The following is a 17,763-nucleotide window of genomic DNA, read 5'->3' on the forward strand; positions in this document are numbered from 1 at the left end:
CACCCCGCCCACCCGAGCTCGCCGCAGCCCTCGCCACCGTCCTGACCGCAGGAACCGCAGGCACCGCAGACACGACCGGCACCCAGGAGTCCCGATGACCACCACGAACGACACCGACCGAGGCATCGACCCGCGCTCCCCACGCTTCGGCGCCGCCATCACCACGGTGCTCCTCGCCGCGACGATCGTCCTCACGCTGATCCCCGAGACGTGGGTCGCCGGCATCGTGCTGCTCGCGGTCATCGTCGCGCTGTTCGCCGTCGGAGGCATCGCCGGCGTCCGCCGACACCCCTACGGCGCACTCTTCCGACGGGTCGTCCGCCCCCGCCTCGCCCCGCCCGCCGAACTCGAGGCCCCGGAACCCCCGACCTTCGCCCAACAGGTCGGCCTGTTCGTGACCGCGGTCGCCCTGCTCCTCGCGCTGCTCGGCGTGCCGTACGCAGCTCCGATCGGTGCCGCGGTCGCCCTGGTCGCCGCATTCCTCAACGCCGTCTTCGACGTCTGCATCGGCTGCCTGCTCTACGTGTGGCTGGTCCGGGCGGGCGTCTTCCGTCCGCGGCGCGGCGTCGCCTGACGGCGTCCGGCCTGGAGGCCCGCCTCGCCTCGACCGCACCGCCAGCGCCTGACGGGTGCTCGGCTCCAGAACACGGCTCTGCCCCGCCCCGTAGGGTGAGCGGGTGGGGGAAGACGAACGAATCATCCGGCGCGCCTGGCGTCGCACCGCCCTGGTCGTGTCGATCGCCGCGGTCGCGGGGCAGTAGCCGGTTGGGCAACCTCGCGGGACGAGGGCGGTTGGACCGTCGCCCTGGCGATCTTCACGTGCGTCGCCGTGTTGGTCGGCATGGCCGGGATGCTCTCGTTGCTCCCCACCACAGCACGCGCGTCGTCGATCATCACGCAGGCGACCGAGGACCTGACGAGAGACCGTCGCAAGATCATCAAGGGAGCCATCCGCTCGGGCGTTCCGCTCGCGGAAGACGCGGGCCCGGAACTCCAGCACCGCGCGCTCACCCTCGCTCGCGGGACCGCGATGTTCAACGGGATCTTCCTGGGGCAGGGCCTCCTGCTCTTCGCAATGGTCGCTGCTCCTCACTTCGCTCGTGTCCTCAGCGGCGGCGGCGATGTGGTCTTCAGCCGGATCATCCTGGCGCTCTTCGTCGTCGAAATGGTGTTCGTCGTGCCGTTGCTGGTCGTCCGAGGCCGCCGCGCTCGGCGCTACGCAGAAGCCGCGGCGGCCGACAACGAACGCCGCATCGACACTCCGGTTTCCGTCGTATGACCACCGCGACGGAGGCACCAGAGACGCCCGAGGCGATCGCCCGCCGAGCCTGGCGCAGAACCGCCGTCATCGTCACGATCGGGGTGGTCCTCGGTGCGGTCGGCGGGTCGCTCTTCGCACGGCAGGACAGCACGGTCGAGACCACCCTCGCGATCGTCGGCATCGCTGCAGGAGTTGGTGGTCTCCTCGGCACCTTGTCGATGCTCACCACGACGCTCCGCCGATCCTCCGACATGCAGGCGCCGATCGATGGGCTCTCACGCTTCGGCCGGAAGACGCTCGCGCAGGCGATCGCGAGCGGGACCCCGCTCGAACCGACGGACTCTGACCTCGCACGACGGGCATTCGCTCTCGCCCGTCTCCGCGCCGCCTACCAACCGGTCGCGCTCGGCCAGTTCCTGCTGCTCTACGTGGGGATTGCTGGCCCGCAGATCCCGAACCTGTTCGACGACAACTCGTTCGTAGCTGGCCTCAGTCGCATCATCTGCGGAGCACTCCTCGTCGTGGCTGCCGCCATGTCCCCCGTCATCCTGCGTCAGACCCGGGCTGCACGACGCTACGTGCAGGCGGCCCCCGAAGCAGCCGCCCGCCAGCGCTGACTCAGGAGGCCTGCCGCACCTCGTGCTCCTGAGTGATCCTTCGCCCTGTACGGTGAAACACCAGTACAAGGTTTCAAGGGGGCGCAGTGGGCATACAGATCGACGAACTCACCTTCGGGTACCGGCGCGACCACACGGTGCTCTCCGGGTTGTCGACGGTGTTCCCGACCGGAGCGAGCGTCCTGCTCGGGCCGAACGGCGCTGGCAAGTCGACCCTGCTCGGGCTCGTCGCCGACACGCTCCGCCCCCGCGCCGGGACGATCAGCATCGAGGGACTAGGGGAACCGGGGACGCGCGGAAACCGCCGACGGTACCGCCGCGGCGTCGCGTGGCTTCCACAGCGGAGCGGCGCCTTCCCCGGCTTGACCACACGGGAGCACGTCGCGTACTGCGGTTGGCTGAAGGGCTTGTCGCGCGCCGACGCCTGGGATCGCTCGACGGCCGCGCTGACCGCCGTCGATCTCGCCACCCGTGCCGACGCACGAGCGACCTCGTTGTCGGGCGGCCAGATCCGGCGGCTCGGCGTTGCCGGCGCGTTGGTGTCCGGCGCGCAGTGGATCCTGCTCGACGAACCGACGGCCGGACTCGATCCGGCACAGCGCGCGCGGTTCGCTCGGGTGATCCAGAACCTGCCGACGGAAGTGTCCGTCGTCGTCTCGACGCACCAGACCGAGGACGTCGCCGCGACCTACGACCACGTGACCGTCCTCGTCGACGGCCGGGTGCCGTTCGCTGGTTCGGTCGCGTCGTTCACCGAGCCGTTCGCAGACCTCTCGCCCGCCGAGGCGATCACCGCTTCGTACGCGCGGTTCAAGAGTGAGGACGACTGATGCGCCCGATCATCCCGTGGCGCAGCCGAGCAGCAGTGTGGCTCCTCATTCCTGGGCTGCTCGGCGTCGTCGCCTACAGCGTGCAGTTCGCAGATGAGACGACCGTCGCCGGCTACTGGCCCGCGGCGATGGCCGGCTCCGCGATCTACCTGGTGTTCTCGTGCGGAGTGGCGGCCACGGCCGGCGCCTGGGAAGGGAAGCGCTTCCGTCTGGCTGCGCCCGTGATCGAGTCCAGCAGCCGATCCAGTGCAGCAGTCGTCACCGATCACCTGTGGACACCACTGGCCGCTGGTCTGCTGCTCCAGCTCGTCGCGGTCGCACTCATGAGTCGGGACACCTGGGGCGCTCCCGGTGGCCCGTCGCCCCTCGTCGGCCTCGCCTTCGCGGGGATCCTGTTCTTCAACAGCTGCATCGGGTTCGCACTGGGGCGGTGGCTCCCGCCGGTGGCATCCATCCCACTGAGCCTGCTCGTCTCGTACAGCTGGCTCGGCTTCACCTGGTCCGTGGACTACTTTCCGCTCCGGTACCTCGCCGGTCTCGTGATGGCGGACTGCTGCTCGGTCGAGACCTCGCTCGACATCCGGGCTCCGGTCATCGCGACGGCGTTCAGTCTGCTCGCCGGGTGCAGTCTGCTCGTCATCGCGGTCGCTCGACGCTCGAGTGGTGACCGTGCGCGCCGGTTCGGACTCCAGATCGGCGCGAGCTCGTTCGTCGTGATCACCCTCGTCGCGCTGACCGCGGGCTCCGGCCTCGGCGCGGCACCGATCATCGACCGTCCGCAAGCGCAGGCGATCTGCAGCGGCGCGGCGCCGACGATCTGCCTCTTCCCGGAGCAACGCGACAGCGGCAACTCAGAATCCGTCATCCGCAAGGCTGCGGAGAACCTCGGCCGCTCGGGCGTCACGGCACCGTCGACCATCCGCGCGAGTAACGCGCCGTCGACGCTCGACGTCCTGAACATGATCGTCCAGGTCCGGATGACCGACGCCGACGTGCTCCACAGCATCACCACCTCCTTGCTCGGCGACGCCGAGGTGGCGTACTGCGGCACCGAGGAGGACGATGCCGAACGCCTCAACGATGCCGCCGTCGCCAACCGATGGCTCATCGACGTCGCCGCCGAGGGCATCGTGAACGCCGACCAGGTGGAACCCGCCCTCGAGCTGGATGACCCCGACGTTCTGCGAACCCTTCACCGGGCTCCGATCTCGGCTCAGGCGGCGTGGGTCACCGCGACGATCGACCGGCTGACGGATTGCTCGGTCGGCCACATCGCGGTGCCGTCCTCGTGATCTGGTGGCTGCGTGTCCACCGCACCCTGCCGTTGCTCGGACTCACGACCGCCCTGGCGGTGCTCTCGATCGCGCTCGGCCCGATCGGCATGCTCTTCCCCTCGTTCGGCGGCGGCGCACCGTTCGCGCTGATCCCCGTCGCGGCCGTGCTCCCGCTGGTGATCGCCATCGCGACGAGCGCTTCGGTCACCCGCGCACCGTTCTCCGCGCCCACTCGGCGGACGGACCTGCTCGAACTGGCCACCGTCATCGCGGTGGTCGCGCTGGTGACAACCACCGCGAGCATCGGCCTCGCGGTCGGCGCCGAACCCGAGGCCGCGGTCCCAACCGCCCGGAACACGATCGCGTTCTGCGCACTCGCACTGGTCAGCCGAGCGGTACTCGGCGACCGGTACCAGTCCGTGCCGGGCGTGCTCTACCTGTTCGTCGCAGCGCTGTTCGGTCGCGGGACCCCGGATCAACAAGCCGGATGGGCCGGAGTCGTGTCGACGAACACCGACCCGGCGTCGTGGGCGTTCGTCCTCCCCCTGGTGATCGCCGCCACCGTCAGTCCACTGGCACACAAGTCGGGCAGAACGACTTAACACGCAATTTACTTTCAGCACTGGCGCTCACTTGCGAAAGACGCTTTCATGGCGGGATGACGATCACCGAGCGGCCCGAGCGATCCGAGCGCGCCGACGCCTTCGCCCTCGTCCGCACCCAGTCGGCGAGCATGCCGTCGAGCATGCGCGCCATCGCCGACGCCGTCCTCGAGGACCCGGCAGCCGCGGCCACCACCAACGCCACCGACCTCGCCGGCCGAGCCGGGGTCTCCCCCGCCACGGTCTCCCGCTTCGCCCAGCACCTGGGTTTCGCGAACTTCGCCGCCCTGCAGCGCAGCATGACCCGGGCCGTCGAACGCGGGATCCACGAGCGTGAGTCCACCGAGATCCACGCCGGGGTCGCGGTCGACGACGACGTCGCCACCGTCATCGCGAAGGTCACCGAGGACGTCCGCGCGGTGATGGCCGACACCCGCGCCGCACTCGACCCGCACGCGCTCGACGAATCAGCACGAAAACTAGCCGACGCCCGCCGCGTCGTCCTGTACGGCGTCGGCGCGAGCGGCATCGTCGCCCGCGACCTGCACCTCAAGCTCGAACGCATCGGCATCGTGAGCTCCATCGCCGACGACCCGCACAACGCCCTGACCCTGGCGAGCGTCATCGGCGAGCACGACGTCCTGGTGCTCGTCAGCCACTCGGGCTCCACCGTCGAGACCCTCGAGGTCGCCCACGCCGCCCGAGCCCAACACGCCACGATCGTCGCGATCACCGGCCACGCCTCCGCCCCGCTCGCCACCACCGCCGACCACGTCCTGCTCGGTGTCGCCGGTGCCGAGAGTGCCCTGCGCCCCGCAGCCATGGGCAGCCGGATGAGCCAGCTCGCCATCGTCGACACCCTGTTCATCGTCGTCGCCCAGCGCACCGACGAGCGCTCCCAGACACTCCTCGCCCGCAGCCGCGACGCCGTCCGCACCCACCACCGGAACTGAGCACCACCATGAACCAGACGCACGAAACCCACGACGCCCTCCGCGACGAACTCGCCGCCCTCACCACCGAGGCGACCGACCACTCGCTGGACGACATCGACACGATCTCCACGCTGGAAGCTGCCCAGCGCATGAACGCCGGCGACCGCAGCGTGCCTGCGGCACTGGAGCCGTGCCTCCAGGCCATCGCTCTGGCGGCAGACTCGATCGCCGCAGCGTTCGCGCGCGGCGGCCGCCTCGTCTACGTCGGCGCCGGCACGCCGGGCCGGCTCGGCGTCCTCGACGCCAGCGAGTGCCCGCCCACCTTCGGTACGGACCCGAGCCAGGTGGTCGGCGTGATCGCCGGCGGCGACCCCGCCCTGACCACCGCGGTGGAGGGCGCGGAGGACGACGAAGCGGCCGCCGTCCGCGACCTCGACGCGCTCGGCCTGACGGCCGACGACGTGGTCGTCGGGATCAGCGCGTCCGGCAGGACTCCCTACGTCATCGCGGCCATCCTGGAGGCCCGGCGCCGCTCCGCCCTGTCGGTCTCCGTCGCGTGCAACCCCGACTCGGCCGCGGGGCGGGAGGCGGACATCGCCATCGACGTCGTCGTCGGCCCCGAGTTCATCGCCGGATCGACCCGCCTGAAGGCGGGCACCGCGCAGAAGCTCGTGCTCAACATGCTCACCACGCTCGCGATGGTGCGCAGCCACAAGACCTACGGCAACCGCATGGTCGACGTGCGGGCGACGAACGCGAAGCTCGTCGCCCGGGCGTTCTCGCTCGTGCAGGACGTCACGGGCGCTGCCTCCACCGAAGTCCAGGCGGCGCTCGATGCCTCGGACGGCGAGGTGAAGACCGCCATCGCCGTGATCCTGACCGGCGCCTCCGCTGCCGATGCCCGCGAGCGCCTCGATGCTGCTGCCGGCTCGTTGCGCGCCGTGCTGTAGACCCCGTTTCCCCGTTCGTTTCCTTTCCCCCGAGGAGCATGCCATGCCCGATGCCCAGCAACTCGCCCAGCAGATCCTCGACGCCGTCGGCGGTTCCGCGAACATCGCAGACGTCGAGAACTGCATGACCCGCCTGCGGGTCGAAGTCGTGTCCGACTCCTCCGTCGCGCTCGAGGACCTCAAGGCCACCGACGGCGTCATGGCCGCCATCGCGGCCGGCTCGAACCTGCAGATCGTGCTCGGCCCGGGTCTCGTCGACCGCGTGGCCGACGACCTGGAGGCCCTGCGCGCGGCCGCTCCGCCGGCTGCGGCTGGTGGGCCTGGTGCGTCGCCCCAGGAGCTCGCTGCTCGCGGTGCGTCCATCAAGGCGACCGCGCGATCCCGTTCCGACGGCCGCACGATGCGCGCGATCCGGAAGATCTCCGCGATCTTCATCCCGCTCATCCCCGCGCTGATCGCCTGCGGGCTGATCGCCGGGATCAACGGCATCCTGACGAACCTGGGGTGGGTGCCCGGGGTGACGCCGTTCCTCGGCGTGCTCTCGTCCGGGTTCCTGTCGCTGCTCGCCGTGTTCGTCGGGATGAACGCCGCGAAGGAGTTCGGCGGCACGCCCATCCTCGGTGGTGCGGTCGGCGGAATCATCGTCGCGGCCGGCGTCGCGAACGTCACGGTGTTCGGCGAGACCCTGGCACCCGGCCAGGGCGGTGTACTCGGGGCGCTGGCCGGCGGCATCCTCGCCGCGTACGTCGAGCGCTTCATGCGGCGCGTCACGCCGGACGTCATCGCGCTCATCGTCGTGCCGACCGTCACCGTCCTCGTCGCCGGTTCGGTAACGCTGGGGATCCTGATGTCCGTCGCCGGTGTTGTCTCGGTCGCGATCGGCACTGCTGCGACCTGGCTACTCGCGAACGGCGGGGCGTTCGCCGGATTCGTGCTCGGGGGCCTCTTCCTGCCCCTCGTCATGACCGGGATGCACCAGGGACTCATCCCGATCCACACCACCCTGATCGACCAGACCGGGTGGACCGTGCTGCTGCCCGTCCTGGCGATGGGTGGTGCCGGGCAGATCGGTGCGTGCATCGCGCTGTGGGTGCGGTTCCGGTCGAACGCTTCGCTGGTGCGGACCATCCGCGGAGCGCTGCCGGCCGGGTTCCTCGGTGTCGGTGAGCCCCTGATCTACGGCGTGACGCTCCCCCTCGGCCGGCCGTTCATCACCGCGTGCATCGGTGGCGCGTTCGGTGGCGGTGTCGTCGGGCTGTTCGACCAGCTCGGGCACTCTGTCGGGGCGATCGCCATCGGTGCGTCGGACCTGTCGCTCATCCCGCTGCTGAACGGCTCGTCCGGGTACGGGTGGGCCCTTCTCGGGTACGGGTCGGGGCTCGTCGTGGCGTACGTCGTCGGGTTCGTGGCGACGTTGTTGTTCGGGGTGTCCGCGTCGGTGCGGGCTGACTTGGAGGCGCAGTCGGCTGCTTCGGCCGGGGATCCGGTCGCTCCGGACGCGCCGCTCGACGTCCAGGTCACGCCGGTCGGTGCGACCGCGGCTACCTCGCGCTGATCGCCCGTTCCTCCACATCGCGATTCACCGCCGATCCGTTCACAGACCATCGCTCCGATCCTCGCCCGAACCGTCGTCAGGCGAGGATCGGAGCGTGGGGACCTGGGAAGCAGACGAAGCTCGTCGGCGGCACATGGCCCGCTTCGGTCGACGGGACACCGCGCCCGAGCTCGCGCTGCGCCGTGAACTGCACCGCCGAGGGCGACGGTTCTTCGTCGATCGGCGCGTGAGCAGTCAGTGCCGTGTTCGACCCGACCTCGTGTTTCCACGTGCACGGATCGCGGTCTTCGTCGACGGGTGCTTCTGGCACTTCTGCGAGGAGCACGCCCACCTTCCGAAGGCGAACGCCGACCTCTGGCGCCGGAAGTTGCTCGCCAACCGCCAGCGGGACGCACAGAATCAGGCGATCCTGATGACGGAAGGCTGGCGTGTGCTCCGCTTTTGGGAGCACGACCGTCCCGAGGATGCAGCCGCCTGCGTCGAGCACGCCCTGGATCAGTGGAGTGCAATCGTTCGTACCGCGTTGAGCTTCTCAGGCAGGATGGAACGCATGATCGAGGTCGTCGCCGGCGTACTCACTCAGCCCGACGGTCGCGTACTCACATGTCGAAGGGCACCTGGTCGACCAGCGGCGGGCCAATGGGAGTTCCCCGGAGGGAAGGTCGAGCCAGGAGAGCCCGCTGCGGAAGCCCTGCGACGCGAGCTCCGCGAAGAGCTCGGTCTGGACGTCGTCGTTGGCGAACCGATCGACCGGTCCATCACGCGTGTCGGCAACGTCGACATCGACCTCGCCACCTACCGAGTCGCCTGGACCGCGGACGGACCGACGTCGAGCACGGACCACGACGAGTTGCGCTGGGTGCTCCCCGTCGAACTCGGCTCGCTCGGTTGGGCCAAGCCAGATCTGCCCACCGTGAAGATCCTGAGCAGCGCCGCGGCTACGGCCTGACCTCCTGGAAGTCACCGCTCGAGATCGGCCACCACACGGTGATCCCGACCGAGGTGCACAGCTCCACCATCGAGGGTTGGGGCTCGGACGGCAGGAGGACGGCCGGGGTCACCGTCAGGCCACGACGTCGCGCGACCGCCGCGTAGTCGAGCGCCTGCCCGATCGCGGTGCGGACGTACGCCCGCGCGGTCGACTTCTTCGCCTCGACGACCTGGCCGATCGTCGGGACGTAGAGATCGGGCACGATCGTCACACCGTCGTCCGTGAGACGCAGCACCTGCACGTCCTCACCCCGAGCGCGGAGCCATTCGCCGAAGCGGGTCTGCAGCTCAAACTCGCGACGGGAGACGGATCGCACCGACTCGCCTTCGTTGACCCGCCGCACCTGGTACTGGCTGAAGTCGAGCGGTTGCCAGGCGGACGTGGCTGAAGAGGCACCGATCGCTGACGCGCGGCCGGAAGGGTCGCCGGCCTCGTCGACGAGGGCGGGCAAGAGCGACGTGTCCGCGTCGACGGCGACGAGGTTGAACACCAGTCCGTCTCGCTGAGGAGACGAGCCGGTCCCGGGGAAGCGCTCCCAGGTGTAGGGCGGATCAGCGAGCGCGAAGCTCCCGACGTAGGTCACGGTCTTCTGACCCCGGAACACGCGGATGGGGCGACCGATCGCCTCGGAATCCGCCAGCGCCTTGTTGTTTCCGGTCAGCTTCTGGTCGCCGTTCTGTCCTTGCCCGCTGTAGCGGAACAGGCCATCACCGCGGAGGCCCTCGTGCACGCCGTAGCCATGTTCCCCGCCGCCATCGTTCGTGAAGACGAGCATCTCGTTCGTCTTCACGACACGCGTGATGCCGTCCTGCCAGCTGCCACCGCCGAGACGGCTGTGCAGCTCACGCCGTCCGATACTTGTGCCGATCGGGATGTCCCAGACCATTTCCATTCCCCTCGTTATGGAAACGCTAGGCGACGACCGACGAGCTGCTCGAACGCCGAGCAGCCCCAGAACGGGGAGCTCCCTTGACGGTTGCTAACGAGAGAGGATGTAGCAGTACCGGAGCGTTCGAGGGCGACGCCGGTGTGATCAGGACACTCCTCGGGGAGCACCACCATGACCATCGCCGGAAGCTCTGCAGGGGCAGAAGCTCGACGACTCCGCAGCCGCGCCGACGAACACCGGCGGCAGTCCCGATAGCTGCGGCCAGAGTGCTGACAAAAAGCCGGACGACACTGTATTCCTAGTGACTGATTTGCGCTCCGATCCGAAGTTCTGCAGTATGGTGGGAGCAGCACCTTAGGAGGTTGCGATGACGACGACCGGTCTTCCCATGACGACGACCCGCGACTGGCATGACGCGTTCCAGCCCGGCGAGCTGGACGCGCTCCGGCGGATGATTCCCGCTGGCATCCACGCCGCACAGGCGCGCACCGGGCGGGCGAACACGGAGTACGCGGACCCCGAGGGCGAGCTGGATGTGTACGGCGTCGGCATGTCCAAAGCCGCCGCCAAAGAGATTCGTGCGCTGATTCGTACCCTCCCGAGCTACCACGAACTGACCATCCCGAAGACCTCGCGGCGTTTGATGTTCGTCGGACGAGCGCTGATCTTCCCCATCCGGGTCGGCGAGAAGATGCGCCGTGACAAGAGCCGCCTCTGGCTCCGGTCCTTCTCCGAATCCCGCCAGAAATACCTCGGTGAGAACAGCACAACGCGACGGGCACCCGAGCACACCGCGCTGTTCGAGACCGACGCGACGGCTTCACCGATCACGGAGGAGACCGGTGTGATCGACGCCCTAAAGCACGTCGAGGACGATGCAGGTCGATCCGAGCTGTTCGTTGCGTACTTCAGCAGCTCTCCTCTCGGCGTGGGCCAGATCATGTGGGCGCCGGCGCACCTGGACGGTCGCCACCTCCAGTTTCTCGACGCTGAGACACTGAGCTTCCGAAAGACTGTCGTTGGCGAGACAGCTGCTCAGAAGCCACAAGTGGCCTCCGGTTTCGCCTCGTCGGCGAGGCCGAGGACCTCCGTCAAGCGTCGTCCGCGGCCCACAACCACGACCGATCCGGGTCACTGATGGCGGGCACCATGAGTCCGGTCGACGTCGCCCGGGCGTTCGACCCCGCTCGCCTTGGACAAGCCCGACGATTCCGCGCCATGACGAAAACCGACCTGCACCGGGTGGTGGGGGTCTCGGCGAATGCGATCGGCCAGTACGAGCGGGGCGAGATCAGCCCTCGGGCTGAAACGGTTGCCTCCCTCGCCAGCGCGCTCGACGTCCCCGTTGCTTTCTTCTCTCTCGGCCGCCCAGGCGTCCGAGTCGAGGTCGCCCAGGCGTCCTTCCGTCGGCTTCGGTCAACGACCGTCGCGCAGCAGCAGCAGGCGACCGCCTACGTCGAGCTCGTCTGGGAGCTAAGTCGCTACCTCGAGCATGACGTCGAGTTCCCCTCCATCGATCTCCCAGCGTGGGCGGGTGCCGACTCCGATGACGTGCCGGACCCAGTAACGGCCGCCCGACTGATGCGGGCCCACTGGGGACTGGGCACAGAGCCGATTCCGCACCTCGTCTATGAGCTCGAACAGCACGGCATCCTCACCGTGCTGTTCTCGATGCGCGAGACCGAGACCGACCCAAAGCGGAAAATCGACGCCTTCTCGACGAGCTCGCTGCCCCGGCCGATGATCGTGTTGACGCCTGATAAGGCCGATGACGTCATGCGTCACCGGTTCTCTGGCGCGCATGAGCTCGGGCATGTGGTCCTCCACCATGGTCGGCACGGCTCCGACACCAACATGGAGCGCGACGCGGACATCTTCGCGGCAGAGTTCTTGACGCCGAGAGAGATCATCCAACACGAGCTCCCGCGACGCATGAACCTCGCCAAGCTCGATGACGTCAGCATCCGGTGGGGAGTGTCGATTCACTCGCTCCTCTACCGGTGCCGCGAACTCGACCTCATCTCGGACTCAACCTATCGCCGTGCGTTCATCACGCTCAACACCGTCAAACCGACGACATACTCGATCCGCGATTATCCCGGCGAACGGCCTGAGCTGCTGAAGAACGCCCTCGCCCTACTCGACGAGGACGGTACCTCGCTCGCAGACGTCGCGAACGATCTACGAGTCAGCCCCCGCATCATCCGCCGCCTCGCCGATGTCGACGAGCCCCCGGCTCCGCGACTGAGCCTCGTCCGCACCGCGGGCGACTCGGACGGCCGCCTGGCCGATCCGGACACCACGGACGACCATGAGGAAGGAGGAGCCATGCCGAACAGGTCAAGCATCTCGGTCCGCTACATCTCGAACTCTGCTGCGACACGTCACCCGCGCAACAGCATCGCCGAGACGGGCGCGAACCGCACGAGCGCTAGGCAAAACCGCAGCGCCGCTAACGGGCGGGACATCACGCCGGCCGCTCCTGCACGCAACCTCCACACCAGCCTCGCGGGGAAAGAGAAATAATTCATACCCGAGAGGGCTCGATATCAATAAACCTGGGATCGAGCCCTCTCATCATGAACGAAACACGCGAGGGCGGAGCGGCATCTTCAACGCAGGGCTGTTTGATTCGCACCCTTCTGCCCTCACCAGGTTGATCACAATCGCGCGTTTCAGACATGGATCAGCCGCGAGACCAGCCGCCTAGACCTACAGAAGCTTCTCTTGACGTGCCGTTATAGACCGTCGCAGACGGGCATAGTCGAGAAGTTCGCTCGCGCGGGCGTTCTTCTTCTTCCAATCCTTGACGATCGTTTCACCGAGTAGCACATAGTGCCACTGACGGCCATCGCGTTGCTCATCTGGAAGTTCGTTAATCTGCTCGCACCAAGCGAGAGCCGCACGTTGCTTGCGCTTAACATTTTCGTCGCTGAGCGCTGACTGAGCTTTCGTCTCAACCACGTAAATGTCTCCCCCGGTGCGTACCAGGAAATCGGGCGAGTACTGCGCTGGCATACCGTCGTCCTTCAGATAAGGCCGACGGAGGAAGTCATGGCGGTATTCGTGAATCTTTGCAAGCGCCTCAATTGCCGAATCGCCGTCCGCCCATTGAATGAAAGTGCGCTCTAACCCTCCGGCCTTCGTCGGGATCGGCAGGCGCTCGTAGATGCACTTATTGACCTCAACTGCCGAGCTTGCGCGCACGGGGATCGTGGCGACATCGGACAGCTTGCGGTACTGAACGATCGCTGAGTCGACTTCCTCGTTCTCCTGCAGTTCAACCATCCTTGTCGCGAACGTGCCGGCCAGCTCCTGAGCCACGTCGTCGAGCATGAGCACGCGCCAGTTCTCACCCTCGAGCGGGTCGAACGGCGCGCCGAACATGCGCTTGCGGATGTAGGTGTCTATCCACCCGAGCAGAAGCGGGCGGTAAGATTGCAATATTGGGAACTGACTGATTTCGCGGTATTTCTTCGCGGACGTCGTCATATTCCGACCCAGCGCTTCCGTAACACGCCTGGTCATACGCGACAAGTAGTCGTTATAGCCGGTCGCCGTGAGCACGCCACCGTCGACACGGTAGTCACCGAACTGCGTGCCCGTCTGCTGATCCTCTGAGACGAACCTATCGCCCTTGCCGACCTGCTTGAGGATGAGGTCGAGTGGGAAGCGGCTGACTTGAAGCTCGAGCGGGTTCATGCTCGGCTCGCGGAGTTCTTCGTCAGCGTCGCGGATGATAATCGGTATTTCGAAGTCGTACGCCTGGTACCCGGGACGGAGATCAACGAACTCCAGGTCGCCCGTCGGCGACGTGCTGTTCTCGTTCTCATCGCCGACCTCGACGGCGATGCCGCCGTTGAGCAACTCCTCGTAGAAGTCAGAGAATGCCGGGTGCTCGACGACGAAAAGCACGTCGAAGTAGTTGGTGGGTTCCAAGCGCTTTGCCATGCGCTCGCGTGTCTCTGCCTTCAGCTCGTCGATCGCATCGTTACCGCGCCACATGAGACGAAGACCTCGCCCGACGGTCTGCTCCAGCAGGATTGATGCCTGCGAAGAACGTAGCGGCACGATCACACAGATGTTGCTCACGTCGAAGCCTTCGCGGAGCATCAGGACGGAGATGATCACTTTCGGCTGCGCGAGCTTGTCGACGTCGAAGAGCTTCTCGCGCACCGGTTCCCAGTCCTTTGCGCCCAGTTCGGACTTCCGGCCCGAGTCGACTCGGAGGATATCGTCCTGCTGAAGTCCAGCCGTCTTCAAGAACTCCTCGACGTGTGGGGACACGGTGGTGTCCTCGCAGATCACCAGGAGTTTTGGGTACTTGCTGGGGTCTGCATCCTTGAATTTGTCCTCGAGGATCTGCAGCTTCTTGAGGCCGGCACGCAGCATGACCCTCTGACCGTTCGATAGTCCCGTGACCGCGTTCTGCTCGTCGCGTTCGGCACGGAAGTCGAGCGGAAGCGCTGCGACTTCCTTGCGCTTGTCGAGCGCGAGCGTCTTAACAAGTCCAGCCTTCATCGCAGAGGTAAGATCGAAATCAACGACGATGTGTGGGAAATACGCCTTGTTCTTGTTTCGACCAGAGCCCACCTCATTGTACGGAGTTGCGGAGAAGTCGAACTGCACGAATCGCTCACCCTTGGGGGACGCAATCTCCGACAGGCTCTTCTGCCACTCGACATCCGTGACTTCCTCGGATTTCTTTACCTCGTGAATGTGGTGTGCTTCATCGTTGAACACAACCAGGCTCGGCAGGTCCTTCAGCGCCGCGAGCGGGCCGCCACGGGCGAAGCGTCGGTCGAGAGTGTCGAGCGCGTTGCCGGCCGATGTTCCGGGCGTGAGCGGGAAGAGGCTCTGCACGGCATCCTTCGGGCTGATCGCGACCCCTGTCGCCTCGACCTCGTCTCCGTCGTCGAGGAAGTTCGGATCCTCTTGGCCTGCGAGGAGGTGCCAATTGGTGATGGCAATAAGGCCAGAGCCCGTGACCTTGCGCCCGATTTCTGTCTTCGTCACGACCGAAGACTGCAGGAAGGCGAAGACCTTCGGGCGGTAGTTTTCGGGGACGAAGAGGTCGCGCTGCGAGTAGATATCGCTAGACGAAAAGTCTCGCTCGCCGGCGCGTTCCTTCCCCATGAACGAGTCGAGGAGTCGTTCGTAGACGATCAGGCCGGGCGCGACGAGCAAGAAGTTGCTCGAGAACCGCGCGTCTGCTGGGGCGGCAGCGTTGTTCAGGTACTGCCAGAGCATCAAGGCGTTGAGCACCCACGTCTTACCCGATCCGGTCGCCATCTTGGCGCCATACTTCGGGTAATCGTGCCGCTGGCGAGTCACCTCTCCAAGCACGCCGCTCTGTTGAAGGTACTCCCCCGCGACAGCCTCGTAGAGGTCGCGCAGGCGCGTCGTGCCGAGGACTTCGTGGGCATAGATGATGTTCAGAATCGCCTGCCGCTGCCCCTCATGGAAGTTGAGGAAGCGGGTATCGCAGTAATCCTGTTCAAACCAGTAACGAAGTAGCTGAGCCGTGACCGGAGTAACCTCCTCGAGGATCGGTGCGCCGAGACCTCCGACGAGATCAGGAATCTGTGGCGCGACAATAGTGCTCAGTCCCTTCGCAAGTGGGAAGTCAGCGAACCCGCTCATGCGGACACCTCGACGCCCGGAATGAGCACCTCCGACTCGAAGCCGAACACGTCGACGGCACGGATGCACACCGTTCGCGGCCCATCCTTCGGGGCCAGATCCAGCGTCGCTGTGGTCACGACGCGCAAAGGATCTCCATCATTGTCGACGTTGCCTCGATAGTCTTGCCACACGGAACGAAACACTTGACCGTCATAGTCGGGGTCGACTGCCCAGTACTCGACAAGAGCAAGTGGCTCGTCGTTCATCACTTCCTGAAGCTTCAGGCGATTTTTCTCGTCGAGATTGATGGCTTCCGGCGATAGCAAAACGTAGTTCTGGAGGCTCACACTGAGGGACTCACCCGCACTGCGCTGAGTACGTGAAATCACGTGTGCCTGCAGGTACTGAAGGCTGGAGAAGCGCACCTGTCCGGCAAGCCTCTCAGCGCCCTTCTTTTTCAGTCGGTCAAGCAGATCCGGCGGGATGACGAGGACTTCAAGCTTCTCGTCGTTGAGGTCAGCAATGTCTTGTCCAATTCCGGCGACGAAGTTCCAGCCGAGTACGATGACCTTTTCAAAACCACCCATCTTCGCGTCCCGATACCCCTGTGCACGCTTAAGAGTTGAGAGCGTCGTCATACGGGAAGGACTTTCTGCCACCACCAGCGTTCGCGTCCCTGGCAATCGGCCAAGACCGCCATTAACGTTTTCCTCTGCGGGAAGGGGCAGGGCTCCAAACACATCCAAAACCACCTTTGCCAAGTCACCGACGCGGAAGCTTCTACCGAGAGTTGATCGCGCTTGCTCCACCTGGTAGTCGCCGATGGCTTGGTAAAGGAATGGACCAGCGTTGGAGTCGATCAGGCGCTTGCGCATGATCATCGTTGCCGGCTTGCCCAAGTCGGTCGTGACCCAGGTCCGCCCCAAGGACTCGGCTACAGCGGCGGTGATCCCCGATCCGCCAAAGAAATCCGCGACGATTGAATCAGGGTTTGAACTGCCCTTCACGATTCGCTCGATGAGGGGCCACGGCTTCTCTGTAGCGTAACCCACTCGCTTCTTTCCGTCGACCGGATAGCGACCCGATATTGCCATAATCCACCAATCTTCCGGAATCTTGCCACCAGCATCGAGGGCGTAGTCGTCAACGATGAACCCAGAACCGGCTAGGCCCGATTTGAAGTTGCCCACTGTTTTTTGCGAGTGCTGCTCTCGGATGGCCTGATCGTTGAATATCCATTTGTCGGTTTTTGAATACCAATAAATCGAGTCGTGCTTCCGGTTGTATTGCTTCATACCAGGGGAGCCGGGCCCGTGATAGGCCCAGATAATTTCGTTTCGAAGATTCTGCTTTCCGAAAATGTCATCGAGAAGCAGCTTTGCATAATGCCCTACATGCCAGTCTAGGTGCACATAAATCGATCCCTGATCAGAAAGGAGTTCTCGCATCAGCACGAGACGAGGCACCAACATCGCAAGGTATGACGCCGTCCCGTTTGACCACGTGTCCGAGTAGGCGAATTGCTCAAGAACCGCAGGGCGCTGCTCAATGGTCCCGCCCGGAAGCGTTACCTTCGTCCGGTAATCGGCTTTCGAGTCGAACGGCGGATCGATATAGATCAGATCGATTTTGTTTCTGAGGCTGGGCGTGCGTTCGTCGCCCGCCAAAAGAGCTGCGATAGCCAGGAGATTATCGCCGTAGATAAGGCGATTAGGCGCCGTGAAGGTTTCTTCATCAGCTTGCGACGCCCAAAGATTGAATCCCGTCTTATCCTTTGAGGGAATGACAAGCTCGCGGGTCTGCAAACTAACTTTATTCTGCCCCTCCAACTGCTCGAGGATCAGCGCCGCCTGCCGCTTGCCGGCAGCGACGATGCTGGGAAGTTGCTCGAGTAGTGACTTAGCCATATGAGTGAGGTCTCCTTCGCACGTTCACGTGCGGACTGCAGGTTGAGCTAGTGGGTGACTCAACGATATCTGCGAGACTCAACTTTTTGCGAGGCCAGGCGCGCCCTCATCATCGACTTCACGATTCCTCCTGTGTATTCAACATACATATCAGTCGTTCGGCGCATCGGGGCGCCCCCGCGATTCATCGATTTTCGCGAGCGTTCCCTACAGCGGTGCCCCGGCGATCACGCCCGGGTGTGCCTGTCGGCCGCGCTGGTGAGCGCGTGCGCCGACACGCAGGATTCGACTCAGGAAGCGTGCGTCGCTAAAGGGCGGCACCATTGT

15 protein-coding genes are annotated in these 17,763 nt (G+C 65.5%); 12 read left to right on the forward strand and 3 right to left on the reverse strand.

Features of this window, described 5'->3' with window-relative positions:
* Positions 1-94 precede the first annotated feature (94 nt).
* The 10 genes from DEJ12_RS16950 to vsr all read left to right on the forward strand — a co-directional run bounded on the left by DEJ12_RS16950 (position 95) and on the right by vsr (position 8,973).
* Complete coding sequence (locus DEJ12_RS16950) at positions 95-574, forward strand: DUF4395 domain-containing protein (RefSeq protein WP_111030946.1); 480 nt, start codon at positions 95-97, stop codon at positions 572-574.
* Between the two features lie 255 nt (positions 575-829).
* Positions 830-1,279, forward strand: a complete 450-nt coding sequence (locus DEJ12_RS16955; protein WP_111030948.1) for a hypothetical protein — start codon at positions 830-832, stop codon at positions 1,277-1,279.
* The gene (locus DEJ12_RS16960) at positions 1,276-1,878 is read left to right on the forward strand and encodes a hypothetical protein (protein ID WP_111030950.1); all 603 of its coding nucleotides are present in this window, start codon (positions 1,276-1,278) and stop codon (positions 1,876-1,878) included. The genes DEJ12_RS16955 and DEJ12_RS16960 overlap by 4 nt, the downstream gene beginning before the upstream one ends.
* An 86-nt stretch (positions 1,879-1,964) precedes the next feature.
* Positions 1,965-2,708 carry an ATP-binding cassette domain-containing protein gene (locus DEJ12_RS16965; RefSeq protein WP_220034820.1) on the forward strand — a complete coding sequence of 248 codons (744 nt, stop codon included), beginning with the start codon at positions 1,965-1,967 and terminating at the stop codon, positions 2,706-2,708.
* Positions 2,708-4,000: a hypothetical protein gene (locus DEJ12_RS16970; RefSeq protein ID WP_111030952.1), complete on the forward strand. Its 1,293-nt coding sequence runs from the start codon at positions 2,708-2,710 to the stop codon at positions 3,998-4,000. Before DEJ12_RS16965 ends, DEJ12_RS16970 begins: the two co-directional genes overlap by 1 nt.
* A complete protein-coding gene (locus DEJ12_RS17865) occupies positions 3,997-4,584 on the forward strand; it encodes a hypothetical protein (RefSeq protein ID WP_146245622.1) in 588 nt (195 codons plus the stop codon). Before DEJ12_RS16970 ends, DEJ12_RS17865 begins: the two co-directional genes overlap by 4 nt.
* Before the next feature lie 56 nt (positions 4,585-4,640).
* Positions 4,641-5,537, forward strand: coding sequence for a MurR/RpiR family transcriptional regulator (locus tag DEJ12_RS16975; RefSeq protein ID WP_181433193.1), 897 nt, complete (start codon positions 4,641-4,643; stop codon positions 5,535-5,537).
* A gap of 8 nt (positions 5,538-5,545) precedes the next feature.
* The gene (gene murQ, locus DEJ12_RS16980) at positions 5,546-6,469 is read left to right on the forward strand and encodes an N-acetylmuramic acid 6-phosphate etherase (protein WP_111030956.1); all 924 of its coding nucleotides are present in this window, start codon (positions 5,546-5,548) and stop codon (positions 6,467-6,469) included.
* A 43-nt stretch (positions 6,470-6,512) separates the two neighbouring features.
* Positions 6,513-8,024, forward strand: coding sequence for a PTS transporter subunit EIIC (locus tag DEJ12_RS16985; RefSeq protein ID WP_111030958.1), 1,512 nt, complete (start codon positions 6,513-6,515; stop codon positions 8,022-8,024).
* A 94-nt stretch (positions 8,025-8,118) separates the two neighbouring features.
* Complete coding sequence (gene vsr / locus DEJ12_RS18270) at positions 8,119-8,973, forward strand: DNA mismatch endonuclease Vsr (protein ID WP_258370654.1); 855 nt, start codon at positions 8,119-8,121, stop codon at positions 8,971-8,973.
* Here vsr and DEJ12_RS17000 read toward each other — a convergent pair.
* Entirely contained in the window at positions 8,963-9,901 is a 939-nt protein-coding gene (locus tag DEJ12_RS17000) for a hypothetical protein (protein WP_111030960.1), read from the reverse strand. The genes vsr and DEJ12_RS17000 overlap by 11 nt on opposite strands.
* 370 nt (positions 9,902-10,271) lie before the next feature.
* On the opposite strand from DEJ12_RS17000, the gene DEJ12_RS17005 reads away from it, so the two are divergent.
* Entirely contained in the window at positions 10,272-11,042 is a 771-nt protein-coding gene (locus DEJ12_RS17005) for a hypothetical protein (protein ID WP_111030962.1), read from the forward strand.
* A gap of 11 nt (positions 11,043-11,053) precedes the next feature.
* Positions 11,054-12,430, forward strand: coding sequence for an XRE family transcriptional regulator (locus DEJ12_RS17010; protein ID WP_258370655.1), 1,377 nt, complete (start codon positions 11,054-11,056; stop codon positions 12,428-12,430).
* A 186-nt stretch (positions 12,431-12,616) separates the two neighbouring features.
* On the opposite strand, the gene DEJ12_RS17015 is transcribed toward DEJ12_RS17010, so the two are convergent.
* Both DEJ12_RS17015 and DEJ12_RS17020 read right to left on the reverse strand, forming a co-directional pair.
* Positions 12,617-15,547: a DEAD/DEAH box helicase family protein gene (locus DEJ12_RS17015; protein WP_111030966.1), complete on the reverse strand. Its 2,931-nt coding sequence runs from the start codon at positions 15,545-15,547 to the stop codon at positions 12,617-12,619.
* Positions 15,544-17,436: a DNA methyltransferase gene (locus tag DEJ12_RS17020; RefSeq protein ID WP_111030968.1), complete on the reverse strand. Its 1,893-nt coding sequence runs from the start codon at positions 17,434-17,436 to the stop codon at positions 15,544-15,546. Before DEJ12_RS17020 ends, DEJ12_RS17015 begins: the two co-directional genes overlap by 4 nt.
* Between the last annotated feature and the right edge of the window lie 327 nt (positions 17,437-17,763).

It is taken from the genome of Curtobacterium sp. MCLR17_059 (assembly GCF_003234665.1).
Classification (GTDB): Bacteria; Actinomycetota; Actinomycetes; order Actinomycetales; family Microbacteriaceae; genus Curtobacterium; species Curtobacterium flaccumfaciens.

Excerpts from the sequence above, each read along its gene's own strand:
- DEJ12_RS17015 (WP_111030966.1), bottom strand. The coding sequence starts at position 15,547 with ATGAGCGGGTTCGCTGACTTCCCACTTGCGAAGGGACTGAGCACTATT.
- DEJ12_RS16950 (WP_111030946.1), top strand. The coding sequence starts at position 95 with ATGACCACCACGAACGACACCGACCGAGGCATCGACCCGCGCTCCCCA.
- DEJ12_RS16960 (WP_111030950.1), top strand. The coding sequence starts at position 1,276 with ATGACCACCGCGACGGAGGCACCAGAGACGCCCGAGGCGATCGCCCGC.
- murQ (WP_111030956.1), top strand. The coding sequence starts at position 5,546 with ATGAACCAGACGCACGAAACCCACGACGCCCTCCGCGACGAACTCGCC.
- DEJ12_RS17010 (WP_258370655.1), top strand. The coding sequence starts at position 11,054 with ATGAGTCCGGTCGACGTCGCCCGGGCGTTCGACCCCGCTCGCCTTGGA.
- DEJ12_RS17000 (WP_111030960.1), bottom strand. The coding sequence starts at position 9,901 with ATGGTCTGGGACATCCCGATCGGCACAAGTATCGGACGGCGTGAGCTG.
- DEJ12_RS17020 (WP_111030968.1), bottom strand. The coding sequence starts at position 17,436 with ATGGCTAAGTCACTACTCGAGCAACTTCCCAGCATCGTCGCTGCCGGC.
- DEJ12_RS16985 (WP_111030958.1), top strand. The coding sequence starts at position 6,513 with ATGCCCGATGCCCAGCAACTCGCCCAGCAGATCCTCGACGCCGTCGGC.
- DEJ12_RS16970 (WP_111030952.1), top strand. The coding sequence starts at position 2,708 with ATGCGCCCGATCATCCCGTGGCGCAGCCGAGCAGCAGTGTGGCTCCTC.
- DEJ12_RS17005 (WP_111030962.1), top strand. The coding sequence starts at position 10,272 with ATGACGACGACCGGTCTTCCCATGACGACGACCCGCGACTGGCATGAC.
- DEJ12_RS16975 (WP_181433193.1), top strand. The coding sequence starts at position 4,641 with ATGACGATCACCGAGCGGCCCGAGCGATCCGAGCGCGCCGACGCCTTC.